Here is a 26,605-nt window from a genome sequence, read left to right as displayed (position 1 = left end):
CGTCGTCAAGCCTCCGGTCCGGGGCGCCGCGTGTCCGAGGCGGGCGGCCCGTCGACCGGGTCCGGCGTCACCAGCCCGCCACGCGTCGCGGGCGGCGCCACCACGATCGGCGTTCCGACCGCTTCCCCGGCGGATGGGGCCTCGCCCTCCGTCGTGCCTGTCTCCGCCGCACCGGCCTCCTCCGCGGTGTCGTCGCCCGGTGCGCGGTCGTCCGCGGCGGTCGGGTCGCTCGCCGGCGCTTCGGCGTAGCTGGCGCTCACGGACCGGTAGGCCCGGGTGGTGAAGGCGATCAGTCCGAGACCGATCGTGACGAGCCCGGCGAAGAAGAAGATCACCGCGATGCCGCGGGCGTCCCCGACGCCGACCAGCCACTCCCAGTGGGCCGAGCCTTCCCGGGACTCGACGTAGGGGATGATCACGTACTGCGCGATCGGCGCGATGAGGAATGCCGTGACCGGCGCCGCGGAGGCCTCCATCGCCGACGCGAATCCGAAGACCCTCCCCTGCCGCTCGAACGGCACCACCTTCTGGATCACCGTCTGCTCCGCCGCCTCGATCGCGGGGATGAGCATCATGTAGATCCACATGCCGATCCCGAACAGGACCCACCAGTCCCGGATCGCGAACAGGGACCCGACGGCACCGGTGACGATCACCAGGAGCAGCATCGTCCGGATCGGATTGCGGCCGAGGCCGCGCGCCGCGATGACCAGCCCGCCGATGATGAACCCCGTGGACGACACGGCGAGCATCACGCCCCACCACTGCACCGGCATGAGCTCCAGGCCGTAGGGGTCCATCAGCGCCATGTAGACGCCGCCGACGAGGTTGTTGAACATCGCGAACAGCAGGAGGACGAACAGCCCGGGAACGGCGCGGATCGCGGCGATGCTCCCGCGGAAGTCCAGCGCGCTCGGCGCGTTCGGGTCCACCTCCGGCTGCTTCTCGGGGATCCGCACGAACACGATGTGCACGAGGGAGACCAGGGTGAACAGCACGGCGATCGCGAGCGTCCCGCCCATCCCGAGGAATCCGATGGCGAGGCCGCTGAACACGCTCGTGACGATGAACGCGAGTCCCTGAACCGTGCCGACCCAGCCGTTGGCGTTGGCGTGCCGGTCGACGGGCACCAGCAGCGTGACGGTCGTGGACAGCGCGATGTTGCGCATCTGCTCCACCACCGCGCCGAAGAGGATGATGCCGGCGAACAGCCAGAACCAGGGGCCGCCGAAGTCCAGGAGCGCCCGTTCCGGCTGCCAGAGGTAGATGAGCCACGCCGCGACGAACGCGACCGCGGTGACCGCACTGGAGAAGAGGAACACACTGCGCTTGCGGTGACGGTCGACGATCGTGCCGAACACCATCGAGAAGATCGCGACGAGCAGCATGTACGCGCCGCCGACGATCCCGGTCGCCATGACGTTCTGCGTCTCCAGATACACCCAGAACGTCAACGCGAACCAGAGGAAGCTGGTGGTGACGTTCGCGACCATCGTGTTCACGAGCACCTGGACGAAGCTGCGCACGCCGTGTCGCTGCGCATCGGTGAGCGGCGTCTTCGCCGCATCCGGGGCGGGCGCTGCGGGGGAGGTTGCGTCCATGGCGACGAGGGTACGCGCGGCCTCCGACATCGCACCAGGGTCGGGAGCGGATCGGCCGCCGCGTAAGCTTGAGCGGTGACCGAACAGCTCCACGACACGGCCCTGCGCGGCTTCGCCTCCGACAACTACTCCGGCATCCACCCCGAGGTCCTTGCGGCCATCGCCGCGGCCAACGACGGCCACCAGATCGCCTACGGCGAGGACGCGTACACGACCCGCCTGCAGGAGGTTTTCCGCGCGCACCTCGGCGACGGCGTCGAGGCGTTCCCGGTCTTCAACGGCACGGGCGCCAACGTCGTGGGCCTGCAGTCGATGCTCCCCCGCTGGGGCGCGGTCATCGCCGCCGCCACAGCGCACATCAACGTCGACGAGGGCGGGGCGCCGGAGCGGGTCGGCGGGATCAAGCTCCTCACGGTCCCGACGGAGGACGGCAAGCTCACCCCGGAGCTCGTCGACCGCGAGGCCTGGGGCTGGGGCGACGAGCACCGGGCGCAGCCGCTCGTGGTCTCCATCACGCAGTCGACCGAGCTCGGCACGCTGTACAGCGTCGAGGAGATCCGCGCCCTGGCCGATCACGCCCACGAGCGCGGCATGCGGCTGCACATGGACGGCGCGCGGGCGTCGAACGCCGCCGCCGCGCTGGATCTTCCGCTGCGCGCGTTCACCCGCGACGCCGGCGTCGACGTGATGAGCTTCGGCGGCACGAAGAACGGCGCGATGCTCGGCGAGGCCGTCGTGATCCTGAACCCCGAGGCCTCCTCCGGCCTCGTCTACGGACGCAAGCTCAACATGCAGCTGGCGTCGAAGATGCGCTTCGTGTCGGCCCAGCTCGTCGCCCTCCTGGAGGGCGACCTGTGGCTGCGCAACGCCCGGCACGCGAACGCGATGGCCCAGCGCCTGCGCCGCGCGGTCGAGGCGGGGATCGCCGACGGATCCATCCGGGGCGTCGCGTTCACGCAGGCCACGCAGTCCAACGGTGTCTTCGCGACCCTGCCGGACGGCGTCGCGGACCGCCTGCGCGAGACGTTCCGCTTCTACGACTGGGACGCCGCGCGCAACGAGGTCCGGTGGATGTGCAGCTTCGATACGACCGAGGCCGACGTCGACGCCTTCGTCGCCGCGCTCTCCCGGCTCACGTCGGTCTGACTCCGGTCTCCGTCGGCCCCCGGTCCGGCGGGTTCGGGGTCCGTTCCGGGGCTTCGGGGCGCGTCTTCGCGGCGATCCTCCCCGGATCGAGCCCCGAACGCGACGGCGCTCAGCGCAAGAGGCCGAGGTGCGCCAGGGCCTGGCGGACCAGCGTGCCCCGCCCGCCCTCCATCTCGGCCGCGAGCGCGTCCGACGCCGCCTCCTCAGGCGAGAACCAGGTCACCTCCAGGGCGTCCTGACGCGGCTCGCACGTGCCGGTCACCGGCACCACGAACGCCAGCGACACGGCGTGCTGCCGGTCGTCGTGAAAGGCGCTCACGCCGGGGATCGGGAAGTACTCCGCGACGGTGAAGGGCACCGGCGACGCGGGCAGCAGGGGGAACGCCATCGGGCCGAGGTCGTTCTCGACGTGGCGGAACAGGGCGTCGCGGACCGTCTCGCCGAAGCGCACCCGTCCCGAGACGATCGTGCGCTTGATCTCCCCCATCGGTGTGGCGCGCAGCAGGATCCCGATGTCGGTCACCTGTCCCGAGCCGTCAGCGCGGACCGGGATGGCCTCGACGTAGAGCATCGGCAGGCGGCGGCGTGCCTCGGCCAGCTCGAACTCGCTCAGCCACGCGGGGTTTCCCGACAGGGCGGACTCGCCGAAGCCACCGGCGTCCCCGAAGCCGAGATCGCCCGGCTCGGGCAGGTCCTCGCCGTCGGCGGGGTCGGGATCAGGGGTGCGCACGGCCATGGTCCCTTTCTACCAGCGCGCCATCGGTCTGACACGGTCATCCACGGGCCGGGCCCACGACCGATCGGGGCGCGCACGGGGGACGCTGGCAGGATGGACCCATGACCGCGACCCCCGTCATCGACCGCTCCGCGGTGCGCCGCGCGGGCAGGCCCGGCGACGCGCCGCTCCTCGTCCTCCTGCACGGGTACGGCTCGGACGAGAGGGACCTGCTCGCACTGGCGTCGTTCCTGCCCGAGCCGCTCGCCGTGGTGTCGCTGCCCGCGCCGTTCGCGGCGCCGTGGCCCCTGCCGGGGCGGTCCTGGTACCCGATCGAGGAGCTGGAGCGCCGCGACGCCTCCTCGGTGACGCGCGCTGCCGCATCCGTGCTGGAGTGGCTCGACGACGAGGGACAGGCCGCCGGGACCACCGCCCCGGTCGCCCTGCTCGGATTCTCCCAGGGGGCGTCCGTCGCCCTGCAGGCGCTGCGGCTGGCGCCCGAGCGCATCGGCGCCGTCGTCAACCTCTCCGGCTATGCCACACCCGGCGACCTGCCACGGGACGACGAGCTCCGCGCGGATCGCACCCCGGTGTTCTGGGGGCGCGGCACGCACGACGACGTGATTCCGCCGGTCCTCGTGGAGCACACCGCGCAGTGGCTCCCGGACCACGCCGAGCTGACCGGCCGCGTCTATCCGGGTCTGACCCACTCGGTCTCCGAGCAGGAGCTCGCCGACGTCCACACCTTCCTCACGCGCTGGATCGACGGCCTGACCCCCGTTTCCTGAGGCGGTCCACCGCGTTTCGCGTCGTCGCTGCGCTCCCGCCCCCGGTCGTTGAGCGAGCGGAGCGAGTCGAAACGCCCCGCCCCCGGGTCACCACGTTTCGTCTCGTCGCTGCGCTCCTCGCTCAACGACCGGAAAGGGGCACCCGGAGATGAGCGGAGCGATGGCCTCGTCCGACGCGCTGGCATCGGGCCTGGCGGGAGCCGACCGAAGGACGGCGGGGGACCGCGCGACGGACGAGGCCATCGCGCAGCGGCCTCACCCACACCGCGGACCGAGGCAGCGCGTTTCGACTCGTCGCTGCACTCCTCGCTCAACGACCGGAAGAGGAGTCACCCCGGAGCCGAGCGGAGCGATGGCCTCGTCCGACGCGCTGGCATCGGGCCTGGCGGGAGCCGACCGAAGGACGGCGGGGGACTGCGCGACGGACGAGGCCATCGCGCAGCGGACCGCCCTCACACCGCGGGACCGCCACCGCGTTTCGTCTCGTCGCTGCGCTCCTCGCTCAACGACCGAGAACCGCCACCACGTTTCGACTCGTCGCTGCGCTCCTCGCTCAACGACCGGAAAGGGGCGACCGGAGCCGGATGGAACGGGCGCTCAGCGGCCAGGGAGGTCCGAGGAGCCGTCCGCGTCGGGGGAATCGTCCGCGTCGGGGGAACCATCCTGGCGTCCGGCGCCACGGCGACCGGCCGCCGCGAAGGCGACCGCGACGGCCACACCGACGGCGAGACCGATCGCGATCCCCAGACCGGGATTGCCCAAGCCCGCACCCAGGGCCGTCCCGATCGCGATCCCGAGCGCCATGCCCAGGCCCCAGCTCATGCGCTGGCGCGCCTCGTGCGGACTCATCCGGTCGTCTGTCATGCCTCCACGGTACGCAGCGCCGGCCGCCCCGGCATCCCCCGCACGGCGGACCCGGTCCGCCTCGCGGCGGGCGACACGCCCGGGTTGCACGGAAGCGACGACCGCGGTACAGTCGAGCGTCCTGTCCGCCGTGTCTGGAAGTCCCTTGATCTGAATCGTCGTCTCCGCGTCCTGTCCACGCGCTGATCCGACGATCCTTCCCGCCACCGGCCGCCTGCCGTTCTGAGCCGCCCCTTCCGGAGCCGCTCGACGAGCAGGGATCCGCCCGCCGCCGGCCTCGCCGCCGGGCACCGGTCCGCACGGCGCCCGTCTCCGTCCGGAGGCCTCGGGAGCCACCGGGATCAGCGCCCCCGCACACCCCCGGGAGCCGCTCATGTCAACACCCCTCAACCATTCCTCCGTCGTCCTCGACCGCGTCAGCTTCACGTGGCCGGACGGCACCACCGCCCTCGACGCCGTCTCCGGCGCGTTCGGCGCAGGCCGTACCGGCCTCGTCGGGCGCAACGGCTCGGGCAAGTCCACGCTGCTTCGCCTCATCGCCGGGGAGGAGACGCCGACCGCCGGCCGGATCACGACCGGCGGCGACGTCGCGTACCTCCCGCAGCGCCTCACCCTCGACACGCACGCCCGCGTCGCCGAGCTGCTCGGCGTGGCCGAGGCGCTCGACGCCGTCCGCGCCATCACGTCCGGCGACGTCGACCCCGCCCACTTCGACGCGGTCGGCGACGACTGGGACGTGGAGGCGCGGGCCACCGCGTCCCTGGCCGAAGCCGGCCTCGACCCCTCGTTCCTGGACCGGACGGTCGGGGAGCTCTCCGGCGGCGAGGCCGTCCTCGTCGCGATCGCGGGGATCCGGGCCCGTCGGGCGCCGATCACGCTGCTCGACGAGCCGACGAACAACCTCGACCGCGACGCGCGCGCCCGTCTCGGCGACATGGTGCGCTCCTGGCGCGGGGCGCTCATCGTGGTCAGCCACGACGTCGCGCTCCTGGAGCTGATGGACGACACCGCCGAGCTGTACGCCCACACGCTGAGCGTGTTCGGCGGCCCGTACTCCGCCTGGCGCGCCTGGCTGGACGCGGAGCAGGAGTCCGCGAAGCAGGACGAGCGCGACGCGGCCCAGGCCCTCCGCAAGGAGAAGAGGCAGCGGATCGAGGCGGAGACCAAGCTCGCGCACCGGTCCCGCACCGCCCGAAAGGCGGAGCTGGAGAAGCGCGTGCCGAAGATCGTCGCCCACGGCCGAAAGATGGCAGCCCAGGTCTCGGCGGGAAGGCTCCGCGGGGAGGTGCAGGCGAAGGAGGCGGAGGCCCGGCAGGCCCTCGACGAGGCCGGTCGGCGCATCCGCGACGACGCCACGATGAAGATCGAGCTGCCCGATCCGCTGGTGTCCCGCACCCGCCGGATCGCGACGCTCGGCGACGGCGAGCGATCGTGGGTCGTCCAGGGGCCGGAGCGGGTCGCGCTGGTCGGGCGCAACGGCGTCGGCAAGACGACGCTGCTGCGACGGCTGGTCGCCTCCGCCGACGCGCGCCCGGCAGCCCCCGAGGATGCGGAGGACGCCGCGCCCGCCCGCGCCGCGGAGGACGACGCGGCGACGCCGGCGGACCTGCGCGCCGCATGGCGGGCGGAGGCGCACACGGACCGGATCGGGTACCTGCCGCAGCGGATCGACGGGCTCGACGAGCACGCGTCGGTCCTCGCCAACGTGGGCGCGCGGGCCCCGGAGATCCCGGAGAAGGAGCTGCGCAACCGACTGGCGCGGTTCCTCATCCGCGGCGGAGCGGTCGACCGACCGGTCGCCAGCCTCTCCGGGGGCGAGCGGTTCCGGGTCGCCCTCGCGACGGTCCTGCTGGCCGACCCGGCACCGCATCTCGTCGTGCTCGACGAGCCCACCAACAACCTCGACCTGGACACGGTCGACCAGGTGGTGGAGGCGCTGCGGGCCTACCGCGGCGCGGTGCTCGTCGTCAGCCACGACGACGTGTTCCTCGATCGGCTGGAGCTGGATCTGCGCCTGGAGCTGGATCCCCAGGACGGGTTCCTCGTCCGGGACGCCCGCCCGGCGGGGTAGGGCCAGCTCTCCTCGAAGAGTCGGGCCAGCCCCCGTGACGCGGCGCGGTCGCGGCGGGAGGATGAGAGCATGAACGATCTCATCCGCCCCCGCCGCGGCCGCGTGCTCGCGGGCGTGTGCGCCGCCGTCGCGACCCGCTTCGGGTGGTCCCCCACCGTCGTGCGCATCCTCACCGTGCTCGCCATGGTGTTCGCCGGGCTGCCCCTCTGGGTGTACATCGTGCTGTGGATCCTCATCCCGGCCGAGCGCTGATCCCTCTCGATCACGGCTTCGGTCCCGCCCGGGGCGTGATGGCTAGGGTGGGACCGTGCGCACTTCCTCACCGCCCGCGGCCGCAGACCCCGTCGCCGGGTCCGGGACGGGACGACGCGCCCGCACGACGGTGATCACGGAGGCCTGGGCAGCCCTCGGCGCGGACGTGGAGGCCCTGAGCAACCCCGCCGGCCGGCCGCTCGCGCGCACCGTGAAGCTCATCCTCGACCCGCTGGTGATCCGGCCCGTGCAGAACCCGCACCTCGCCGGATCCGCCCTGGATCCGACGGCAGCGTCGGAGCTGACCGCACGCATCCACGGCGCGCGGGACGATCTCGCCGCGACGGCCGCCTGGTTCCCCGAGCTCAAGCGCGCCCGGCGGGCGCTCGGCGTGACCGAGGGCAACCCGCAGGACCTTTACTTCCAGCGCTGTTTCGAGCTGGCCCGATCGACGGGGATGCCCGGCCCGGACGCGGCCGCGATCGCCGCGAGCACCGTCGCCGAGGTGCAGCAGGAGACGGGCGGTTCGCTGCTGACGCGCATCCGCGCACTGCTCGAGGACGACGCCGAGCGTGCGGTCCTCGACGCGGCGCTCGCCGACGCCTGGGCGGCCACCGCGCCCCTGCCCTCCCCCACGCCGGACGCCGACGCCCTGGCGCAGCGGTTCCTCGATGTCTGCGTAGAGGACCCGGACGACGCCGACGCCTCGTTCACCGCGCTCGTCGCCACCGCCTCCGGCACGGCCTCGGCCGCGGGCCACGCCGACCCGGGCGCGGCGCGCGATCTCGGCTTGACCGCCCACGAGACGATCCCCGTGCCCCGGCTCGGCGGCACCGCGACGAAACGCGATCTGCCGCTCCCCTTCGACCGCTCGGTCTTCGAGCGGCTCTTCGCCGCGCTGTCGTCCGGATCCCCGCATGAGCTCCTGAGCGATGCGGCAGACCTGCTCGCCGACGAGATCGCGCGCTCGGCGGCGCCCTGGCAGCTCGCCGACGAGCGCAGCAGGGTCGTCATGATGCTCGGACGCGAGTCCGGACAGGCGCTGGGCCCCTCCGCCTCCCCGCGCCCGGCGCGCGGCGTCCGTCTTCTGCACGGGCGCTGGTCGCGGGAGGCGTACGTGCGCCGCGTGCTGCGGCTCCCCGGGGATGCCAGCGGTGTGCCGGAGTCCCTCCGCGACGACGTGCGCGACGCCCGCCGCGCGTATCTGCGGCGGCTCTGGGTCCGCGTCCACGGGCGGGAGCTGCGGGGGCGCCCACCCGCCGCCGACGAGGTCTGGGACCTGCTGGACGGCGTGCTGCGCTCGGTGATCATGGACCAGCGCCACCGCGTGAAGGCCGCGCTCGGCCGGGACCTCCCGGGAGCCGCATGACTCTTCTGCTGACGCCGACCGAGGACGGCGGCATCCGGATCTCCGCCCACGAGGACGGGGCGGACGGGTCCGTCCTCCCGCCCGCGCCCCCGTCGGCGACCGCCCTCGTCGAAGGGCGCGGCGCACTGCTGCGCTGGCGCATCGACGGGTCGGCGACCCCGACCGCGCTCGTGCTCCACCCGGGGATCGCGCAGGAATGGCTCGCCGACGTCTACGGGGACGAGGTCGCCGAGGCCGTGCGCTCCGTCACGCCGGCGGACTCCCCCCGCACGCTCCCCGCCGATGAGGGGCCGCTGCGCGCCGAGCTCCGACGCTGGGCGCACCTGTCCTGGGCACGCTCCTGGTGGCCGGCGGGCCTCGCGTTGCCGCCCCTCTCCGCCGGCCTCATCGACGCCGAACGGATCCTGCTCACCGCGGGCCTGGAGCATCTGCTGGACGACGAGGACGCGGTCGTCCGCGCTCTCGCGGACGGCCGCGCCGCCCTGGCCGCCCTCGCCGCCGCCCCCTCGCCCGTTTCCGCCGAGTCCGACGCACTCGCCCGTACCCTCGTCGGGCTCGCCGAGGACTACGGCGTGGACCTCGAGGCCGCCTCTGCGCCGACGCCGGTCGTCGCGTCCGCCGGATCGGCCCCGCGGGCCCGCGACGACTGGGCGCTCGCCGCCGGAGGCGCGACGGGCGCCGCGGGCCGTGCCGTCGCGTCCGGCACGGCGGCGGTCCCCTGGGCCGCCGTCCCGGCGCAGACCCTGCACGCCGATGCGGACGCCCGCTGGGCGATCCTGGCGGAGGCGGGCACCCACACCCTCCGCATCGAGGCCGACGCGGTGGCCGGCGGCGAGGCCGGCCCGTTCCGCGCCCGCTTCGGGCCCGACCCGAGGCACTCCCCACCGCGGGGCGTCGAGGTCGTCCTGCGCCACGACGGCGAGCGCTTCGCCGGTGAGGTGCCGGTCAGCGTCGAGACGCTCATCCTCCCGGTCGCGCGACGGACTCTCCGGATCTGGGACGAGCGGATGACGCCGGTCCCGCTCGACCCCGAGCCGGCGGAGGTCCGCGACGCCGTGCTCCGTTTCGCCGCCGCGCGCGTCGCCGACCCGTGGTCCCTCGCCGAGCGAGCCCTCTCCGCGGAGGACGCCCCGGAGGCGACCGCGTGACGGACCGGTCGCCGGCCGCCGAGGGGGCACCGGATCCGTTCGGACCCGGCGAGGATCCGTCCGCGGTCCGCGGAAGGATCCCGGCGACCGCACGCTGGCGACCGTACCGCGACCGCAACAACGACGGGGCGCGCAGCATGCAGCGCGGAGACCTCGCCCGCGGGGAGCAGCTTCTGCAGGAGGTCCTCGCGGCCACCGAGGCCCCCGGATACGACGGCCGCGGAATCGACGGCGAGGCCCGCGACCTGCGGGCCCGGGCGATCCTGAACCTCGCCGCCGTGCGCGAATGGCAGGGACGGCTCGCCGAGGCGCTGGCCCTCACCGACGAGGGCATCGCCACCGCCGAGGCCGCGCTCGCGGAGATCGGCGACGAGCGGGCGACCCGCACCGTGCAGCTCAACGGCCGGCTCTCGCGCGTGCAGGTCCTGCATGCGCTGGATCGCAACGACGAGGCGCTCGCCGCGCTCGACGTGGCGGCCGCGGAGATCGAGGCCGCGGGCGAGGAACTGGATCAGCGGGACCTGCTGACCCTGTCCACGCACAACATCCGCACGGGGATCCTCATCCTCGTCGGACGCCTCGCCGAGGCGGAGGCCGAGGCGCACCGCACGATCGAGGCGGCGATGGCGTTCGAGCCCTCCCTCGCCGCGCACGCGTACACGAACCTCGGGGTCATCGCCCAGCGCACCGGGGACCCGCGCGCCGAGGAGTACCTGCGCCTGGCCGCACAGATGCAGGGCGAGCAGGGCGACGCTGCGACCCGGCAGCTCGCGGTCGAGAACCTCGCCCGATCGGCGCTGCAGGACGGTCGGGTCGAGCAGGCGCAGGAGCTCTTCTCCGAGGCCGCGGACCTGGCCCGCGAGGCCGGGCTCGTCACCCGGCTCGCGGCGAGCAGGACCGGCCTGGCATCGGTCCTGCTGCAGACCCGGCGCACGGCGCAGGGGCTGAAGATCCTCCGCGGGCTCATCGAGGAGCTCACCGCGCTCGGCTCCGTGCACGAGCTGCGCGAGGCGTACGGGTTCCTCGGCGACGCCCAGTCCGCCCTCCTGAAGCACGCGGAGGCGCAGGAGTCGTACCTCGCGGCACGGGGTCTCGCCCGTGCGGTGCACGAGCGCTGCCGCGTGGACCTCCGGCGCGCCGAGGCGTACGCCGAGTGGGCGTCGGTGACGCCGCTGCCGGGACGACGGATGCAGCGCCTGCGCACCGCCCTGGAGATCGCCGTGCCGGTGCTGCTCGCGACGGAGGCGTTGCGGGAGGACTTCCCGCCCGGACCGGTGCGCGAGCGGTGGGGGCTGGCCGTGACCGCCCCGGCGCGCGAGCTCGCGTTCCGTCTGGCGGGGGTGCTCCGGGAGGCCGAGCTGATGTTCGACCTCGTCGAGAACGCCGCGGCCTCCGCGACCCTGCAGTCCGAGGCGGTCCCGACCGGCACGACCGAGACGCCCGGGATCGCGCCGCTGTTCGATCCGTTCCGGCGCGACGACCTGATCCCGTCGGATCCGGCCGCGGAGCGCGCGGACCCGGACGCCGCCCTGCTCCCCGCCGCCGCCTCCGGCCTGTGGGGAGGGTCCGGCTCCGCTTCGGTCCCGCGGTTCGCCCTGCCGCCGCGGGTGCGCCGCGCACCCGGGACGGGAGCCGCCCTGGACGAGTGGATCGTCCGTGCCGAAGCCGAGTACGGCGTGCGGGTGCGCGCGGACACGGTGGTGGCGGCATGGTGAAGAACTGGCGGGAGATGCGCCTGCTCGGCCCGCCGGCCCTGGGGGCCCGGACGGACGGACGCGAGGTCCTCGTCGATCTCGGCGACCGACGGCCCACCGCCCGTGTCCGGTACGTGGACGCGGACGACCTCTACGTGAGCTGGGTGTGGGACCACCAGCTCGACTCGCCGCGCATGACCGTCCTCCCCCGGGCGGAGATCGCCCCGGTCCTCGGTCGGCTGGCCTGGGCGCTGCCGACGCCCCTCGCCGGGGAAGGGGGCACGGACGCCCTGCGCCGCGCGCTCTCGACCGGCGAGCTCCTGGACCGGGAGCGTGAGCGCTCGCTGGCCGCCGCGCTGACCGCCGCGCTGATCCCGGCCTGGCTGGGGCTGGAGCTGAACGCGCTCGAGCACGCCGGCCGACGCCCCCGCCTGCGGGTGCAGTCCTCCCCCTCGACCGCGCAGGTGCCGTGGGAGATGCTCGCGACCTCCGGGGACGAGCGGACGATCGACATGGTCGACGTCTCGGCGCTGCTTCCCGCCACCCTCCGCAACGATCCCTCCCGGGCCGTCGCGCCCTGGGACCCGGAGGCGCCCGTCGTCGCGGTCGTGGATCCGGTCGTCCCCGGCTTCCCGGCGACGAGCGAGCTGGGCAGCGTGCTGGGTCCGGTGGCGGACGACGCCCCGCTGGCCGTGCGCATGCGGGAGCACGCCGCGCGACGGCATCCCCCCGCGGGCGACGATCCGCACAGCCGCATCCGCCGTGACGACATCACCCGGGAGCGACTGGCGCTCGAGCTGCAGGGCGCCTCCCGGCTGCTGTACGTCGGCCACGTCACCGCCTCGACGCACGCGCTCGACGCGCGCATGCACCTGTCCGACCCGGCGACCACGCCCGGCTCGGCGGGGACGCTCGGGCAGCACCGCCCGCTCTCCGCGGCCGACATCGCCCTCGGCACCTCGACGATGGGTCCCCTCACCGCTCCGAACCGCGTCGCGCTGGTCGCCTGTGACTCCGGCGGGGACCTGCGCTACGCCGAGCCGACCGGGCTCGTCGCCGCCTTCGCCCACCGCGGCGCCGAGTACGTCACGGCGACCCGGTGGACCCTGCCGACCGACGCGGGCCTGCGCCGTTTCGTCCCGGGTCTGGGGGACGACGCCGAGGGGATGCTGGCCGAGGCGGTGCTGGCCGTCGACGCGGCGCACGACGCGGAGGATCCGGTCGCGACCCTGACGGCGTGGCAGCGCGCGCAGCGGCTCCGCTGGACCGAGACCGGGGACCGCCGCTTCAGCCCCCTCCTCTGGGGCGCGTTCACGACGACCTGGTCCCCGCCGCCGACGCCCGCCTGACCCCCGCCGCGCCTCCATCGGGATGCGACGGGTCCGGATGTCGGCGGCAGCCGGGATGATGGACGGGTGGGTGCGACCGACGTCCTCGACCGATTCACCCCCGCGACCCAGGACTGGTTCCGCGGGGCGTTCACCGCGCCCACCCCGGCCCAGGCCGGAGCCTGGGAGGCGATCTCGGCGGGGAGGAACGCCCTGGTCGTCGCCCCGACAGGATCGGGAAAGACGCTCTCCGCCTTCCTCTGGGCGATCGACCGGGTGTTCCGGGAGCGGACGGAGACCGCGGGAGCGGAACCCGATCCGGAGGAGACCGCGCCCCGGCGGCGCGGACGGCGCACGACGACCCCGGCCGAGGGCGTCTCGCGCACCCGCGTCCTCTACATCTCGCCACTGAAGGCGCTGGGGGTCGACGTCGAGCGCAATCTCCGCTCGCCGCTCATCGGCATCGGCCAGGCCGCCCGGCGACTGGGGGTGCCCGCCCCCGCGGTGACCGTGGGCGTGCGCTCCGGGGACACGTCCTCGGCGGACCGCCGCAAGCTCCAGACCGATCCGCCCGACATCCTCATCACGACGCCCGAGTCCCTCTACCTCATGCTCACCAGCCGTGCGGGCGACACCCTCCGCGACGTCCACACGGTGATCATCGACGAGGTGCACGCCGTGGCGGCGACCAAGCGGGGCGCGCACCTGGCCGTCTCCCTGGAACGCCTGGACGCGCTGCGCCGCGGGCACGGCGCGGAGTCGCCCGTCCAGCGGATCGGGCTGTCCGCCACCGTCCGCCCGATCGACGAGGTGGCCCGTTTCCTGGGGGGCTCCCAGCCGGTGGAGATCGTGGCGCCGCGGGCCTCGAAGACGTTCGACCTGGACGTCGTCGTCCCCATCGACGACATGCTCAACCCGCCCCCGCCGCCCGGCGCCCCCGATCCGGCGGGCGCGGACGACGGATCGACGGGGTTCGCCGAGAACACCGAGGTCACCGGTTCCGTCTGGCCGCATGTCGAGGAGGCGATCGTCGACCGGATCCTCCAGAACAGCTCCACGATCGTGTTCGCGAACTCCCGGCGGCTGGCCGAGCGCCTCACGGGGCGGCTGAACGAGATCTACTCCGAGCGACTCGGCCTGGACCTGCCCGACGCCGCCGTCCCGGCCGCCAGTCCCGCCCAGTCGGGTTCGACCGCCGGTGCCGAGGCGGTCCTCGCCAAGGCGCACCACGGATCCGTCTCGAAGGAGCAGCGCGCCGTCGTCGAGGAGGAGCTGAAGGCGGGGATCCTGCGGTGCGTCGTCGCCACGAGCAGCCTGGAGCTCGGCATCGACATGGGCGCCGTGGACCTCGTGATCCAGGTCGAGGCGCCGCCGTCCGCCGCATCCGGCCTCCAGCGCGTGGGCCGCGCGGGCCACCAGGTCGGCGAGATCAGCCGCGCGTCCCTCTTCCCCAAGCACCGAGGGGACGTGCTGCACACGGCGATCGTGACCGAGCGCATGCTCGCCGGGCAGATCGAGGCCATCGCCGTGCCGCGCAACCCGCTCGACATCCTCGCCCAGCAGACCGTCGCGGCCTGCGCTCTGGATCCCATCGACGTCGAGCAGTGGTTCGACACCGTGCGCCGCAGCGCCCCCTTCGCGTCCCTCCCCCGATCCGCGTACGAGGCCACGCTGGATCTGCTGGCCGGCAGGTTCCCGTCCGACGAGTTCGCCGAGCTGCGCCCCCGCCTGGTGTGGGACCGGGACGCCGGGACGCTCACCGGGCGACCCGGCGCGCAGCGCATCGCGGTCACGAGCGGGGGCACGATTCCGGATCGTGGCCTGTTCGGCGTCTTCGTGGCCGGAGAGACCACCGGCGCCCGGGTCGGCGAGCTCGACGAGGAGATGGTCTACGAGTCGCGGGTGGGCGACGTCTTCACGCTGGGCACCACGAGCTGGCGGATCGCCGAGATCACGCACGACCGGGTGAACGTGATCCCCGCGTTCGGACAACCGGGACGGGTGCCGTTCTGGCACGGCGACGGTCTGGGGCGCCCGTATGAGCTCGGCGAGGCGCTGGGGAGGTTCACGCGCGAGGTCTCCGCCGCCACGCCGGACGAGGCGAGGGAGCGTCTGAGCGCCGCCGGGCTCGACGACCGCGCGCAGGCCAACCTGCTCGCCCATCTGCACGAGCAGCGCGAGGCGACAGGGGCCCTCCCGACGGACCGGACGCTCACGGTCGAGCGCAGCAGGGACGAGATCGGTGACTGGCGGCTGATCCTGCACTCCCCCTACGGGCAGACGGTGCACGCGCCGTGGGCCCTCGCCGTCAACGCACGGGTCCGGGAGCGCCTGGGCGTGGAGGGATCGGCGGTCGCGAGCGACGACGGGATCATCGTCCGGATCCCCGACGCGGAGACCGATCCCCCCGGCGCCGAGCTGTTCGTGTTCGAGCCGGAGGAGCTCGAGCGGATCGTCACGGACGAGGTGGGCGGCTCCGCGCTGTTCGCCTCCCGGTTCCGGGAGTGCGCGGCCCGCGCCCTGCTCATGCCGCGGATGAACCCCACCCGCCGCACCCCGCTGTGGCAGCAGCGGCAGCGGTCGGCGCAGCTGTTGGAGGTCGCGCGCAAGCACCCCACGTTCCCGATCATCCTGGAGACCCTGCGCGAGGTGCTGCAGGACGTGTACGACCTGCCGTCGCTGCGGCGGCTCGCGACGGCCATCGCCGATCGACGGATCCGGCTGGTCGAGACCCAGACGGCCCAGCCGTCCCCCTTCGCCCGCGACCTGCTGTTCGGCTACGTCGGCGCGTTCATGTACGAGGGCGACTCGCCGCTCGCCGAGCGACGGGCCGCGGCACTGTCGGTGGATCCCGCTCTGCTCGGCGAGCTGCTGGGCACGGTCGAGATGCGGGAGCTCCTCGACCCGGACGTGATGACGCAGTTCGAGCGCGAGGTGCAACGGCTCGACCCGAGCCGCCGTGCGCGCGGTGTGGAGGGCGTCGCGGACCTGTTGCGCGTGCTCGGGCCGCTCGACGCCGCCGAGGTCGCGCTGCGCCTGGAGCCCGCGGAGGCCCCGCGGACACGGGATGAGGAGCACAGCGCGGAGCCGGCGTCCCTCGCCGTCCCCTCCCGGTCGTTGAGCGAGGAGCGAAGCACCGAGACGAAACGCGCCCAGTTCGCCCCCGACGCTCCCCCGCACGCGACGGAGGCCGAGGCGGCCGCGCACCTGGCCGCGCTGGTGGCGGCCCGGCGGGCGATCGAGGTCACGGTCGGCGGCGTGCCGCGGGTGGCCGCCATCGAGGACGCCGGAAGACTCCGCGACGCGCTCGGCGTGCCCTTGCCGGTCGGGATCCCGGTCGCCTTCCTCGAACCGGTCGCGGACCCGCTGGGCGACCTGCTCGCCCGCTACGCCCGCACCCACGCGCCGTTCCCCGCGTCCGCTCCGGCGAGCCGCTTCGGGCTCGGCGCCGCCGTCGTCCGGCACGCGCTGCAGCGACTGGAGGGCGACGGGCGGGTGGCGAGCGGGTACTTCCTCCCGCCGACCGCATCCGGTTCCGAGGACGGGGAGTGGTGCGACGCCGAGGTGCTGCGGAGGCTGCGGATGCGCTCGCTCGCCGCGATCCGCGGCAGCGTCGAGCCCGTCGCCCCCGAGGCGTTCGCCCGATTCCTGCCGCAGTGGCAGCACCTGTCGCGTCCGCTCGAGGGGGTCGACGGCGTCGCCACGGTGGTCGAGCAGCTCGCCGGCGTGCCGATCCCGGCGAGCGCCTGGGAGTCGCTGGTCCTCCCCCAGCGCGTGCGCGACTACAGCCCGGCGATGCTGGACGAACTGCTGTCCTCCGGCGAAGTCGTGTGGTCCGGGCACGGCGCCCTGCCCGGTCGGGACGGCTGGGTCTCGCTGCATCCGGCCGACCTCGCGCCGTTCACGCTCCCCGACGCGGACGAGCCCGCGCTGAGCCCGGTGGAGGAGGACGCCGCGGACCCGCTCGAGCTCCGGCTGCGGTCCGTGCTCACGGGGCGCGGCGCCTTCTTCCCCGCGCAGTTGCGCGAGGCCGCCGAGGCCACGAGCGAGCAGGCCGTGCTCGAAGCACTGTGGAACCTGGTCTGGGCCGGCGAGGTGACCGGCGACACGTTCGCGCCCATCCGCGCCCTGCTGTCCGGCGGATCCCAGGCGCACCGGGTGACGCGCCGTGCTCCTCGTGCCCGCACGTTCCGCGGCGTCTCCCTGGCGCGCCCTTCGTCCGCCCGCCCCACGACGGCCGGCGGGCGCTGGTCGCTGCTGCCGGAGCGGGAGACCGACCCGTCCCGGCGGGCCACCGTGACCGCGGGGCTGCTCCTGGACCGCTACGGCGTCGTCACGCGGGGATCGGTGCAGGCGGAGGGAGTCCCGGGCGGCTTCGCGCAGGCCTACCGGGTCCTCGCGGGGTTCGAGGAGGCCGGGCACTGCCGCCGCGGATACGTGATCGAACACCTCGGCGCCGCCCAGTTCGCCGCCTCGACCACGGTCGATCGACTGCGCACCTTCGCCGGCCTCGCCGATCCGCCGCCCCGCTCGGCGGTCACGCTCGCCGCGACGGATCCGGCGAACCCCTACGGTGCCGCGCTCGCCTGGCCACGCCTCGACGAGGTGTCGCATCGCCCCGGCCGCAAGGCCGGCGCCGTGGTCGTCCTCGTCGACGGATCCCTCGTGCTCTATCTGGAGCGGGGCGGACGCACGGTGCTGGCGTTCGACGAGGACCCCGACACGCTGCGCGCCGCCGCCGCCGATCTCGCGGCGACCGCACGGGCCCGCCGCCTCGACACGCTGACCGTGGAGAAGGTGAACGGTCAGAGCATGTACGGCACCGAGCTCGGCTCCGCTCTCGGCCGGGTGCTGCAGGAGGCCGGGTTCGTGGCCACGCCGCGCGGGTTCACCCTCCGCAAGGCCGTCTGATGCCCCGATCCGTGGCGCAGCCTAGGGTGGGAACGTGATCGGTGAGTTCGGTGCCGGGGTCGCGACCCTGCTGCGCGGGTTCGGGCTGTGGCGTCGCCGTCCGGGCCTGATGGCGCTGGGCCTGCTCCCCGCCGTGATCGCCGCGGCGGTGCTGCTGGCCGCGCTGATCCCGCTCGCCCTGTCCCTGGGCCCCCTCGCCGACGCGCTCACCCCGTTCGCCGACGGGTGGATCCCCGGATGGCGCACGGCGCTGCGGATCGCCGTCGGCACGGTCGTGTTCGTGGCCGCGCTGGCGCTGGCCGCGGCCGTCTTCACCGCGCTCGCGCTGATCATCGGCGATCCGTTCTACCAGCGCATCTGGCGGGCGGTGGAGCACGAGCGGGGCGCGCCGCCGGAGGGCGAGGGCTCCTTCTGGACGACGGTGGGCGAGGGCGTCCGCCTCGTGCTCGTGGGGGCGCTGACCGGCCTCGTCGTCCTGCTCGTCGGGCTCATCCCGGTCGTCGGCGGCGTGGTCGGCGCCGTGCTCGGCGTCGTGCTGACCGGTCGGGTCCTCGCCCGGGAGCTCACCGGCCGCGCGTTCGACGCCCGGGAGCTCGACGGCCCGCAGCGCACCGCGATCCTGCGCAGCGGCCGGGCACGGACGCTGGGCTTCGGCGTCGCGACGCAGCTGTGCTTCCTCGTCCCGCTCGGGGCGGTGATCGTCATGCCTGCGGCGGTCGCCGGTGCGACCATGCTCGCCCGGGATCTCCTGGAACGCACGCCCCTCCCGGCGCCCGAGGCCGCCGCGGCCTCCCGACCGCCCCTCGGCGGGACGCAGGATCGGGGCGCCGCTCTGCCCGGCGGATCGTCGGATGCCTGAGGGAGACACCGTCTTCCGCGTCGCGCGGCGGCTCGACCGTGCTCTGCGCGGAGGGGTCATCACGCGCTTCGACCTGCGCGTGCCGGAGCTCGCGACGGCCGACCTGCGCGGCGAGAGCATCGCCGACGTCACGGCGCGGGGCAAGCACCTCCTGATGCACGCGGGCGGGATGACCCTGCGCTCGCACCTGCGCATGGACGGCGCCTGGCACCTGTATCGTCCGGGCGAGCGGTGGCGCGCGCCGGCGTTCCGCGCCCGCGCGGTCGTCGGCACCGCAGAGGCGGAGGCCGTGGGCTTCGACGTGTCCATGCTCGCCTTGGTCCCCACCCGCGAGGAGGCCGCCCTCGTCGGGCACCTCGGGCCCGACCCGCTCGGTCCGGACTGGGACCCCGCCGAGGCGGCCCGCCGGATCCACGCCGATGTCCGGCCGATCCACGTCGCGCTCCTGGACCAGCGCAACGTCGCCGGGTTCGGCAACGAGTACGCCGCCGAGCTGCTGTTCCTCCGCGGCGTGCGGCCGACGACGCCGGCGCCGGACGTGGATGCCGCTGCCCTGGTGGCGCTCGGGGCTCGGACCATCCGCGCGAACATCGACCGGGTCGACCGCACCTTCACCGGGATCGACCGGCGCGGACAGACGACCTGGGTGTACGGCCGAGCCCGGCGCCCGTGCCGGAGATGCGGGACCCCGATCGAGACGGGCGAGCTCGGCGCGAGCCCGACGGAGGAGCGGATCCTCTTCTGGTGCCCGACCTGTCAGCGATGAGGCAGGCGGAGCCTTGACCGCGCCCGCCGCACCGGAGGAGTCGACCACATGAACACCGAAGCACTGGTGGATCCGCGCGACGAGTGGATCCCGATCACGACCGGCGAGTCCGGCGACCGCGTCCTCCGCCGCGCCGACGGGGCCGTCTTCGCCAAGATCGCGGAGACCGATCGCGTCGCCGACCTCGCCGCCGAGCGGGATCGCCTGGAATGGCTCGCCGGTCGCGGAATCGCCGCTCCGGAGCCTCGGGACTGGCGGGAGGGCGCGGACGGCGCCTGCCTCGTCATGACCGCGATCCCCGGCGTGCCGGCCTCCGAGCTCGCTGGGAAGGATCTCCTGGCCGCGTGGCCCTCGATCGCCCAGTGCCTCGCGGCCCTGCACGCGCTGGACGCCGCGACGTGTCCCTTCGACAGAGGCCTGGAGCGGATGTTCGCGCGCGCTCAGGACGTCGTCGGACGGGGCGCCGTCGATCCCGACTTCCTCCCGGACGAAGACCGCGGCACTCCGGCCCCGGAGCTGCTGGCCCGCGTGGAACGGGAGCTCGCGCGGCGACTGTCCCTCGAGGCGCACGAGGAGGTCGTGTGCCACGGGGATCCGTGCCTGCCGAACCTCCTCGTGGATCCCGAGACCCTGCGGTGCAACGGGATGATCGATCTGGGCCGGCTGGGTCGCGCGGATCGGTACGCCGACCTGGCGCTCCTGCGGGCCAACGCGGCCGAGAACTGGTCCTCCGCCGCGCAGGCGGAGGAGGCGGACGCGATCCTGTTCGCGACGCTCGGGATCACGGATCCGGACCTGGCCGCAGCGGCCTTCTACCTCCGGCTGGACCCCCTGACCTGGGGGTGAGGCCGCGCCGTGGACGCCCCCGCATCGGATCCGATGCACGGGAATGAATCACGCCCCTCCGCCGTTGTCCATATATCCGGGGGAAAGCCCGGACACGGGAGGTTTTCGTGGGCAAGAACTACGTCGACATCGAGGACGACCAGGGCGGCACCCTGCGCTACCGCAAGCACGCCAACGGTCGAGGACTCGTCGCGCACGGCGCGAAGGTGCATCCGCTCGCGCACGTGGAGGCGGGTGCCTATGTCGAACCGGGCGCGAAGGTCGGGGCCGGGGCCCGGGTGGCCCGCGGCGCATGGATCGAGCCCGACGCCGTGATCGGCGTGGACGCGCGGATCGACGCGCACGCGCACATCGGCGCAGGCGCCACTGTCGGCGACGGGGCGAGCATCGGCGTGCGCACCGACATCGGGGCGGGTGCCAGGATCGCGCGCGGAGCGAAGATCGGCGACGACGAGACCGTCGCGGCGGGCATGAGGATCATGACCGACCGGAAGGGACTCTGGCTGGCGGCCTGAGCGCCTGAGGAGCACGTCGGCGCCCGCGCCCGCCGCGCCGGCATGAGCGAGAGCGGGACCGCTCCCCCCGCGATCCCGCTCTCGCCGCTGCGCGCGGTGCGCTCAGCGTGAGCGCGTGCGTCGTTGTGCGGCGGCGAGGCTCGCCAGCGCGAGCGCGCCGATGAGCAGCCCGAAGTCGCGCAGTGCGATGTCGAGATAGCCGCCGACGCTGACGAGGCTCACGATGATGCCGGCGAGCCACGCGGCGACGAGGTAGCCGCCCCATCGCGGCCACACGGCGACGACGATCCCCGCGACGATCTCGATCACGCCCACGATGGCCATCGCGGTCCGCGCGTCCCCCGGGATGAGGGCGTCCATCCAGGGAGCCAGATAGCGCTCCCAGTCGGGCGTCAGCACCCGGACGAACTTGTCCAGCCCGAACAGGATCGGCGCCACCGTGAAGACCGTCCGCAGCAGCAGGAACGCCTGCCGGTTGCCGTCCTGCGTCAACGGAAGACGGGTCTCGGTCATGGTGCTCATGTCGCCTCCTTTCTAAATAGTGTTTGTTTGTAAAATAGAGATGTGAGACGCTGAGCACAAGACCCCTGCGAGATCGAGGACGAGATGAGCATCGAGGACCACGCCGCCGGCATCGGCGCCCTGGCCGACCCGACCCGGCGAGCGCTCTACGAGTACGTCACCGGTCGCCCGGATCCCTCCGGGCGCGAGGCGGCCGCGGAGGCGGCCGGCGTCGCCGATCACATCGCGCGGTTCCACCTCGACAAGCTCGTGGACCTCGGCCTGCTCGAGGTCGAGTTCCGCCGGTTGAGCGGGCGGAGCGGCCCCGGTGCCGGGCGCCCCGCCAAGCTCTACCGTCGCGCCGCCGACACCATCGCCGTCTCCCTGCCGCCGCGCCGTTTCGACCTCGCCGGACACATCCTCGCGCGGGCGATCGAGGACGCCGACGGCACAGCACCGCTCGACGACGCCGTCCGCGACGTCGCCCGCGAAGAGGGCCGGATCGCGGGCGCGGCCGCATCCGAGGCCGACCCGGGCACGGCGCAGGACGAGCATCGTCTGCGGCAGGCGCTCCGCGCGATGGGCTACGAGCCGCGGACGGAGGGCGACGAGATCGTCCTCGCCAACTGTCCGTTCGACGCGCTGGCACGCACGCACACCGCCCTCGTGTGCGGGATGAACCAGGCGTTCGTCGAAGGCATGATCGACGGGGCCCGGTGCACGGGCCTCGACGCCCGCCTCGCCCCGCACGAGGGGCGCTGCTGCGTCACCGTGACCGCCTCCGCCGCCCCGGTACGCTGAAGGCATGAAGAGGAAGGGCGCCGGAGGCCGCCGCCCCCGCACCGGGAGCCCGCGTCCCGCCGCGGCGGGACGATCCCGGGCCGGCGTCGGAAGCCAGGGGAAGCGGGCCGCCCCGTCCCGCGCCGCGCGCCCGGCCCCGCCCGAGCAGCCGCGGACCTTTCGGCTCGGCGCCGTTCCCGGGGCGATGCCGGGGCGATGGATCGACACGTGGAAGCGCCGCATGCCGCACGTGGCGCTCGAGCTCGTCGAGATCCCCGTCGCCACACAACGCGATGCCGTTCTGAGCGGATGGGTGGACATCGCCCTGGTCCGCGAGCCGCTCGAGCGCACCGGTCTGCACGCCATCCCGCTGTACGAGGAGCTGCCCGTCGTGGTCGCCTCCGCAGACTCGCACCTGCTCGCGGCCGACGAGCTCACGGCGGACGACCTGCGCGGCGAGGTGCTGCTCACCACCCGCGAGGACGTGCTCGGCCCTCTGGACCTGCCCACGGCCGATGCGGCATCCGGTCCGCTGGACACCGTGGCGGACGCCGTCGCGACGGTCGCCGCGGGCGTCGGCATCGCCGTCATGCCGATGTCCCTGGCCCGGCTCCATCACCGCAAGGCCGTCGACCACCGCGTCCTCGTCGACGGCCCCGTCGCCCCGGTGCTCCTGGCGTGGAGGCAGGATGCGACGACGCCGGACGTCGAGACCTTCGTCGGCATCGTCCGCGGCCGCACGGAGAACTCCTCCCGCTGAGCCCCCCCTGGGGCGCACGGATTCAGCGGGACGGCGTCGCTCGCCTAGAATCTCGGGGTGGCCTCGCTCCTCTATGTGGGCGTCCGCCCCGAGCTGGACGCGGCGACGGCGGAGCGCGCATCCTTCCGCGTCGCTCTCGGCGTCCGTCCCGACGAGCTGGACCGCATCGACCTCGTGACCACCCCGCTCCCCGACGACGCCGGCGAGCGGTACGCCGGATTCGTGATCGGCGGCTCCCCGTTCAACGCGACCGACGCTGCCAAGTCCGACACTCAGCGCCGGCTGGAGGCGGACCTGGAGCGGATCGCGCAGCGCGCGATCGACGGCGGTCCGCCTGCCTTCTTCACGTGCTTCGGCATCGGCGTCGTGACGCGCCTGCTCGGGGGGACGGTCACGACCGACCACCCGGAGGAGGCCAGCGCCGCGGAGGTGCGAACGACGCCCGCGGCCGCCGCCGATCCGCTGTTCGGACCGTCCGCCCCGGCGTTCACCGCCTTCACCGCCCACAAGGAGGGCTCGCGCGAGGCTCCGCCCGGCGCCGTCCTGCTCGCCGCGAACGACGCCTGCCCCGTCCAGGCGTACCGCGTGGGCGACCGCCTCTGGGCGACGCAGTTCCATCCGGAGCCGTCGCCGCGGGACTTCGCTGACCGGATGACGTTCTACCGGACGACCGGCTACTTCGATCCGGCAGCCTTCGAAACCGTCCAGGAGGCGGTGCTCCGTTCCGCGGTGACCGAGCCCGCCCGGATCCTCGGCCGGTTCGCCGATATCGCGCTCGGTCGCTGAGCGCCGCCGGTCCGGAGGCCGACATCGGGGCACCCGGTCCCGGCGCTATCCGCCCAGGAGCAGGGCGATCCGCTCGTCCAGGTAGGCGGCCAGCGGCATGTATCCGCCCGCGGCGGACCATCGTACCGAGGGCACGCCGTCCCGCATCGCCAGGGGGCCGGAGGATCCGCCCGCCTCCACCGCGGAGACGTCGATCGCCGTCCAGCCCACGTACACGACCTCACCGGGCGCGAACCCGCCGCGCACCGCCTGGGCCCGCCGCTCGGCCCGGGCGCGCGCCGACTCGGCGGCGTACCCGCGCCGCACCTCCTCGGCGGCCCGCAGCACCTCGGCGGTGGCGAACACCTCGTCCGCGGTGAGCAGCAGCACCCCGACGTGCCAGGCGGATCCGGCCCGCACGATCCGCGGCGCACGCCAGCGCGAGGTCTTCTCCACCCCCAGCCCCTCCTGGGGGAGCCCTGCCAGGCGCGCGCGGGCGTCGGCCAGCAGCGCCGCGACCGTCACAGCTCCCCCGGGGGCACGGTCGGCCGCGACGGCAGCCGCTCGCCGCGCACCTGCATCGCGATCACCGGGAACAGGAGCACCGACAGCATCCCGGCGCCCACCAGCGCCGCCGCCGTCCCGGAGCCGAGCATGCCCTGGTCGACGCCGATCGCGGTCACGGCGACGATGATCGGCAGACCCGTGGCGCCGAGCAGCCCGAGGCCGATCCGGTCCCGCCCGGACGAGCCCGCCGGTGCGGACAGCTGCGCCGCGCCGCCGCGCAGCACGAGCAGGAGGACGAGGAAGACGGGGACGAGCAGCAGCATCGCCGGAGCCGCGAGCAGCGCGCCCAGGTCGAAGCGCACGCCGGTCATGAGGAAGAAGATCGGCACCAGGAAGCCGAACGCCACGGCCTCGATCTTGCTCTCGACCGCGGCCGCGTCCGCCTCCGGGGCGCGCGCCATGATGATCCGCCACACGGCTCCGGCGACGAAGGCCCCGAGCAGCATGTCGAGGTCGAGGACGACGCTGAGGGCCACGAGCGCGGCGATGAGGAGCAGCACGAACCGCACCCCGAACTGGTCCGAGGTGTGCAGCGTCGCCCGGATGACGGCGTGCAGACGCCCGTGCGGCGTGCGGTGGGCGAGGGCGATCGCCAACGCCGCGATGACGACGAACGCGAGCAGCACGAGCGCCGACACGACCGTGGTGCGCGCGCTCAGGAACAGCGAGATCGCCACGAGAGGGAGGAACTCGCCGACCGCGCCGATGGCGGACACGGCGTGGCCGAACGGTGTGCCGAGCTCACCGGCGTCGCGGAGGATCGGCATCAGGGTGCCGAGGGCCGTCGAGCTCAGTGCGATCGCGATCACCACGGCGCCGTCTCCGGGGGCGAGGAGCAGGCCCGCCGCGATCCCTCCGGCGAGGCTCAGGATCCACCCGAGCGAGGCTCGTCCGAGCGAGCGGGTGCCGATCCCTCGGACGTCGATCTCGGCCCCGGCCACGAAGAACAGCATCGCCAGGCCGAAGTCCGCCAGCGTGTCGGTGACGACGTGCGGCTGGACCCACCCCAGCGCCGCCGGGCCGACGAGGATCCCCAGCAGCAGCTCGAACACGACGATCGGCACGCGCACCGCCGGGCGGACCGCGCGGGCGAGCAGGGGAGCGAGCACCGCGAGGGCGGGGATCAGGACGAGGCCTGCTTCGCTGGGCGTCACGGACTCAGGTTAGCGACACCGCGTCCCGCCGCCCGGCCCGGTTCTCCGCCGGACACGACATGTGCGCCCGAGTCACCCGCGTGACGCCCAGGATTCGCCTCCCGGGGCGGGGAACGGCAGAATCGATCCACACCCCCCGCGAGGCCTCCGAGGAGCACCATGGCCCAGCCCGACACCGCACGCCTGCTGATCGCCTGCGACGACCAGCCCGGCATCGTCGCCGCCGTCGCCGGCGTGCTCGCCGAGCACGGCGCCAACATCATCTCCCTCGACCAGCACTCCACCGACGCGGAGGGCGGTCGCTTCTTCCAGCGCACGGTGCTCCATCTCGAGGGCCTCGCCGCCGCCCGGCCGGCCCTGGAGGCGTCGCTGGCAGCGGTCGCGGAGCGGTTCGGCATGGAGTGGTCGCTGCACGACGCGTCACGGCGCAAGCGCGTGGCGATCTTCGTCTCGAAGTACGACCACTGCCTGCTGGAGCTGCTGTGGCGCACGCAGCGCGGCCAGCTCGACATCGACGTCACGATGGTCGTCTCGAACCACCCCGATCTCGCGGAGGCGGTCCGGTCGTTCGGCGTGCCGTTCGTGCACATCCCCGGCGCCCCGGGGCCCGAGGGCAAGGCGGAGATGGAGCGGCGTCAGCTCGAGCTGCTGCAGGGGAACGTCGACCTCGTCGTGCTCGCCCGCTACATGCAGATCCTCACGGACGACTTCATCGAGCGCCTCGGCGCCCCGGTCATCAACATCCATCACTCCTTCCTGCCGGCGTTCATCGGCGCCAACCCGTACGCGCGGGCGAAGGAGCGCGGCGTCAAGCTCATCGGCGCGACCGCGCACTACGCGACGGCCGATCTCGACGAGGGGCCGATCATCGAGCAGGACGTCACGCGCGTCACCCACGCGGAGTCGGCCGCGGAGCTGCAGCAGCGCGGCGCCGATGTGGAGCGCCTCGTCCTCGCCCGCGCGGTGCGCTGGCACGCCGAGGACCGGGTCATCGTGCACGGCCGCTCGACGGTCATCCTCTAGCGCGACCCCCGGGGTGCGACGACAGGCCGTTCTGCGATCCGATTCGAAGCGGATCAGCCGGGAAGCCCTGCGGCCAGCCATGCGAAGACGTCCGTTGCGGCGTCATACCAATGTTTCATCGGTGAGCGCATTGACCCACGACAACCCATGGTGGCAACCTGACCGTCACCACGACGACGGAA

The 26,605-nt window shown here is 74.0% G+C and carries 23 protein-coding genes; 17 read left to right on the top strand and 6 right to left on the bottom strand.

Features of this window, described 5'->3' with window-relative positions; translation table 11 throughout:
- Positions 1-5 precede the first annotated feature (5 nt).
- Positions 6-1,601: an MFS transporter gene (locus K8F61_RS16885; RefSeq protein WP_418888053.1), complete on the bottom strand. Its 1,596-nt coding sequence runs from the start codon at positions 1,599-1,601 to the stop codon at positions 6-8.
- Between the two features lie 75 nt (positions 1,602-1,676).
- Here K8F61_RS16885 and K8F61_RS16880 point away from each other — a divergent pair, with 75 nt between their 5' ends.
- Positions 1,677-2,747, top strand: coding sequence for a threonine aldolase family protein (locus K8F61_RS16880; protein ID WP_231819989.1), 1,071 nt, complete (start codon positions 1,677-1,679; stop codon positions 2,745-2,747).
- A 109-nt stretch (positions 2,748-2,856) separates the two neighbouring features.
- Here the strand turns inward: K8F61_RS16880 and K8F61_RS16875 are convergent, their stop codons facing one another.
- Positions 2,857-3,483, bottom strand: coding sequence for an NUDIX hydrolase family protein (locus K8F61_RS16875; protein WP_231819988.1), 627 nt, complete (start codon positions 3,481-3,483; stop codon positions 2,857-2,859).
- A gap of 101 nt (positions 3,484-3,584) precedes the next feature.
- Here K8F61_RS16875 and K8F61_RS16870 point away from each other — a divergent pair, with 101 nt between their 5' ends.
- Entirely contained in the window at positions 3,585-4,250 is a 666-nt protein-coding gene (locus K8F61_RS16870; RefSeq protein ID WP_231819987.1) for an alpha/beta hydrolase, read from the top strand.
- 597 nt (positions 4,251-4,847) lie between these two features.
- Here the strand turns inward: K8F61_RS16870 and K8F61_RS16865 are convergent.
- A complete protein-coding gene (locus K8F61_RS16865) occupies positions 4,848-5,114 on the bottom strand; it encodes a hypothetical protein (RefSeq protein ID WP_231819986.1) in 267 nt (88 codons plus the stop codon).
- A 373-nt stretch (positions 5,115-5,487) separates the two neighbouring features.
- Between K8F61_RS16865 and K8F61_RS16860 the strand changes: the two genes are divergently transcribed.
- The 11 genes from K8F61_RS16860 to K8F61_RS16810 all read left to right on the top strand — a co-directional run bounded on the left by K8F61_RS16860 (position 5,488) and on the right by K8F61_RS16810 (position 20,873).
- Positions 5,488-7,185 carry an ABC-F family ATP-binding cassette domain-containing protein gene (locus tag K8F61_RS16860; protein WP_231819985.1) on the top strand — a complete coding sequence of 566 codons (1,698 nt, stop codon included), beginning with the start codon at positions 5,488-5,490 and terminating at the stop codon, positions 7,183-7,185.
- A gap of 69 nt (positions 7,186-7,254) precedes the next feature.
- A complete protein-coding gene (locus tag K8F61_RS16855; RefSeq protein ID WP_067248683.1) occupies positions 7,255-7,437 on the top strand; it encodes a PspC domain-containing protein in 183 nt (60 codons plus the stop codon).
- Between the two features lie 55 nt (positions 7,438-7,492).
- Positions 7,493-8,806, top strand: coding sequence for a hypothetical protein (locus tag K8F61_RS16850; protein ID WP_231819984.1), 1,314 nt, complete (start codon positions 7,493-7,495; stop codon positions 8,804-8,806).
- The gene (locus tag K8F61_RS16845; RefSeq protein WP_231819983.1) at positions 8,803-9,954 is read left to right on the top strand and encodes a hypothetical protein; all 1,152 of its coding nucleotides are present in this window, start codon (positions 8,803-8,805) and stop codon (positions 9,952-9,954) included. Before K8F61_RS16850 ends, K8F61_RS16845 begins: the two co-directional genes overlap by 4 nt.
- Entirely contained in the window at positions 9,951-11,669 is a 1,719-nt protein-coding gene (locus tag K8F61_RS16840) for a tetratricopeptide repeat protein (protein WP_231819982.1), read from the top strand. Before K8F61_RS16845 ends, K8F61_RS16840 begins: the two co-directional genes overlap by 4 nt.
- The gene (locus tag K8F61_RS16835) at positions 11,663-12,997 is read left to right on the top strand and encodes a CHAT domain-containing protein (RefSeq protein ID WP_231819981.1); all 1,335 of its coding nucleotides are present in this window, start codon (positions 11,663-11,665) and stop codon (positions 12,995-12,997) included. Before K8F61_RS16840 ends, K8F61_RS16835 begins: the two co-directional genes overlap by 7 nt.
- Positions 12,998-13,063: 66 nt before the next feature.
- Complete coding sequence (locus tag K8F61_RS16830; RefSeq protein ID WP_231819980.1) at positions 13,064-17,887, top strand: Lhr family ATP-dependent helicase; 4,824 nt, start codon at positions 13,064-13,066, stop codon at positions 17,885-17,887.
- Between the two features lie 34 nt (positions 17,888-17,921).
- Positions 17,922-18,746 carry an EI24 domain-containing protein gene (locus tag K8F61_RS16825; protein WP_231819979.1) on the top strand — a complete coding sequence of 275 codons (825 nt, stop codon included), beginning with the start codon at positions 17,922-17,924 and terminating at the stop codon, positions 18,744-18,746.
- Positions 18,739-19,512 carry a DNA-formamidopyrimidine glycosylase family protein gene (locus tag K8F61_RS16820; protein WP_231819978.1) on the top strand — a complete coding sequence of 258 codons (774 nt, stop codon included), beginning with the start codon at positions 18,739-18,741 and terminating at the stop codon, positions 19,510-19,512. Before K8F61_RS16825 ends, K8F61_RS16820 begins: the two co-directional genes overlap by 8 nt.
- A 48-nt stretch (positions 19,513-19,560) precedes the next feature.
- Positions 19,561-20,358, top strand: coding sequence for an APH(3'') family aminoglycoside O-phosphotransferase (locus tag K8F61_RS16815; RefSeq protein WP_231819977.1), 798 nt, complete (start codon positions 19,561-19,563; stop codon positions 20,356-20,358).
- A 107-nt stretch (positions 20,359-20,465) separates the two neighbouring features.
- Positions 20,466-20,873, top strand: coding sequence for a transferase (locus tag K8F61_RS16810; RefSeq protein ID WP_067249410.1), 408 nt, complete (start codon positions 20,466-20,468; stop codon positions 20,871-20,873).
- A 102-nt stretch (positions 20,874-20,975) separates the two neighbouring features.
- On the opposite strand, the gene K8F61_RS16805 is transcribed toward K8F61_RS16810, so the two are convergent.
- Positions 20,976-21,395, bottom strand: coding sequence for a hypothetical protein (locus K8F61_RS16805; protein WP_067249407.1), 420 nt, complete (start codon positions 21,393-21,395; stop codon positions 20,976-20,978).
- Positions 21,396-21,479: 84 nt separating this feature from the next.
- Here K8F61_RS16805 and K8F61_RS16800 point away from each other — a divergent pair, with 84 nt between their 5' ends.
- The 3 genes from K8F61_RS16800 to K8F61_RS16790 are packed head-to-tail and all read left to right on the top strand — an operon-like array spanning position 21,480 to position 23,700.
- Complete coding sequence (locus K8F61_RS16800) at positions 21,480-22,175, top strand: helix-turn-helix transcriptional regulator (RefSeq protein WP_231819975.1); 696 nt, start codon at positions 21,480-21,482, stop codon at positions 22,173-22,175.
- 4 nt (positions 22,176-22,179) lie between these two features.
- The gene (locus tag K8F61_RS16795) at positions 22,180-22,914 is read left to right on the top strand and encodes a substrate-binding domain-containing protein (protein ID WP_231819974.1); all 735 of its coding nucleotides are present in this window, start codon (positions 22,180-22,182) and stop codon (positions 22,912-22,914) included.
- 57 nt (positions 22,915-22,971) lie between these two features.
- On the top strand, positions 22,972-23,700 hold the full coding sequence (locus tag K8F61_RS16790) for a glutamine amidotransferase-related protein (protein ID WP_231819972.1): 729 nt from the start codon (positions 22,972-22,974) through the stop codon (positions 23,698-23,700).
- 45 nt (positions 23,701-23,745) lie between these two features.
- Here K8F61_RS16790 and K8F61_RS16785 read toward each other — a convergent pair whose 3' ends face one another.
- Both K8F61_RS16785 and K8F61_RS16780 read right to left on the bottom strand, forming a co-directional pair.
- Positions 23,746-24,204, bottom strand: coding sequence for a glutaminase (locus tag K8F61_RS16785; protein WP_231819971.1), 459 nt, complete (start codon positions 24,202-24,204; stop codon positions 23,746-23,748).
- Complete coding sequence (locus K8F61_RS16780; RefSeq protein WP_067250548.1) at positions 24,201-25,400, bottom strand: cation:proton antiporter; 1,200 nt, start codon at positions 25,398-25,400, stop codon at positions 24,201-24,203. The genes K8F61_RS16785 and K8F61_RS16780 overlap by 4 nt, the downstream gene beginning before the upstream one ends.
- A gap of 159 nt (positions 25,401-25,559) precedes the next feature.
- On the opposite strand from K8F61_RS16780, the gene purU reads away from it, so the two are divergent.
- A complete protein-coding gene (gene purU, locus K8F61_RS16775; protein ID WP_067250545.1) occupies positions 25,560-26,423 on the top strand; it encodes a formyltetrahydrofolate deformylase in 864 nt (287 codons plus the stop codon).
- Positions 26,424-26,605 lie beyond the last annotated feature (182 nt).

Source organism: Microbacterium resistens (assembly GCF_021172025.1).
GTDB classification, from domain to species: Bacteria; Actinomycetota; Actinomycetes; order Actinomycetales; family Microbacteriaceae; genus Microbacterium; species Microbacterium resistens.
This window is presented reverse-complemented; position numbering and strand designations above follow the sequence as displayed.

Excerpts from the sequence above, each read along its gene's own strand:
- K8F61_RS16885 (WP_418888053.1), bottom strand. The coding sequence starts at position 1,601 with ATGGACGCAACCTCCCCCGCAGCGCCCGCCCCGGATGCGGCGAAGACG.
- K8F61_RS16875 (WP_231819988.1), bottom strand. The coding sequence starts at position 3,483 with ATGGCCGTGCGCACCCCTGATCCCGACCCCGCCGACGGCGAGGACCTG.
- K8F61_RS16870 (WP_231819987.1), top strand. The coding sequence starts at position 3,585 with ATGACCGCGACCCCCGTCATCGACCGCTCCGCGGTGCGCCGCGCGGGC.
- K8F61_RS16865 (WP_231819986.1), bottom strand. The coding sequence starts at position 5,114 with ATGACAGACGACCGGATGAGTCCGCACGAGGCGCGCCAGCGCATGAGC.
- K8F61_RS16860 (WP_231819985.1), top strand. The coding sequence starts at position 5,488 with ATGTCAACACCCCTCAACCATTCCTCCGTCGTCCTCGACCGCGTCAGC.
- K8F61_RS16855 (WP_067248683.1), top strand. The coding sequence starts at position 7,255 with ATGAACGATCTCATCCGCCCCCGCCGCGGCCGCGTGCTCGCGGGCGTG.
- K8F61_RS16845 (WP_231819983.1), top strand. The coding sequence starts at position 8,803 with ATGACTCTTCTGCTGACGCCGACCGAGGACGGCGGCATCCGGATCTCC.
- K8F61_RS16835 (WP_231819981.1), top strand. The coding sequence starts at position 11,663 with ATGGTGAAGAACTGGCGGGAGATGCGCCTGCTCGGCCCGCCGGCCCTG.
- K8F61_RS16820 (WP_231819978.1), top strand. The coding sequence starts at position 18,739 with ATGCCTGAGGGAGACACCGTCTTCCGCGTCGCGCGGCGGCTCGACCGT.
- K8F61_RS16815 (WP_231819977.1), top strand. The coding sequence starts at position 19,561 with ATGAACACCGAAGCACTGGTGGATCCGCGCGACGAGTGGATCCCGATC.
- K8F61_RS16805 (WP_067249407.1), bottom strand. The coding sequence starts at position 21,395 with ATGAGCACCATGACCGAGACCCGTCTTCCGTTGACGCAGGACGGCAAC.
- K8F61_RS16800 (WP_231819975.1), top strand. The coding sequence starts at position 21,480 with ATGAGCATCGAGGACCACGCCGCCGGCATCGGCGCCCTGGCCGACCCG.
- K8F61_RS16795 (WP_231819974.1), top strand. The coding sequence starts at position 22,180 with ATGAAGAGGAAGGGCGCCGGAGGCCGCCGCCCCCGCACCGGGAGCCCG.
- purU (WP_067250545.1), top strand. The coding sequence starts at position 25,560 with ATGGCCCAGCCCGACACCGCACGCCTGCTGATCGCCTGCGACGACCAG.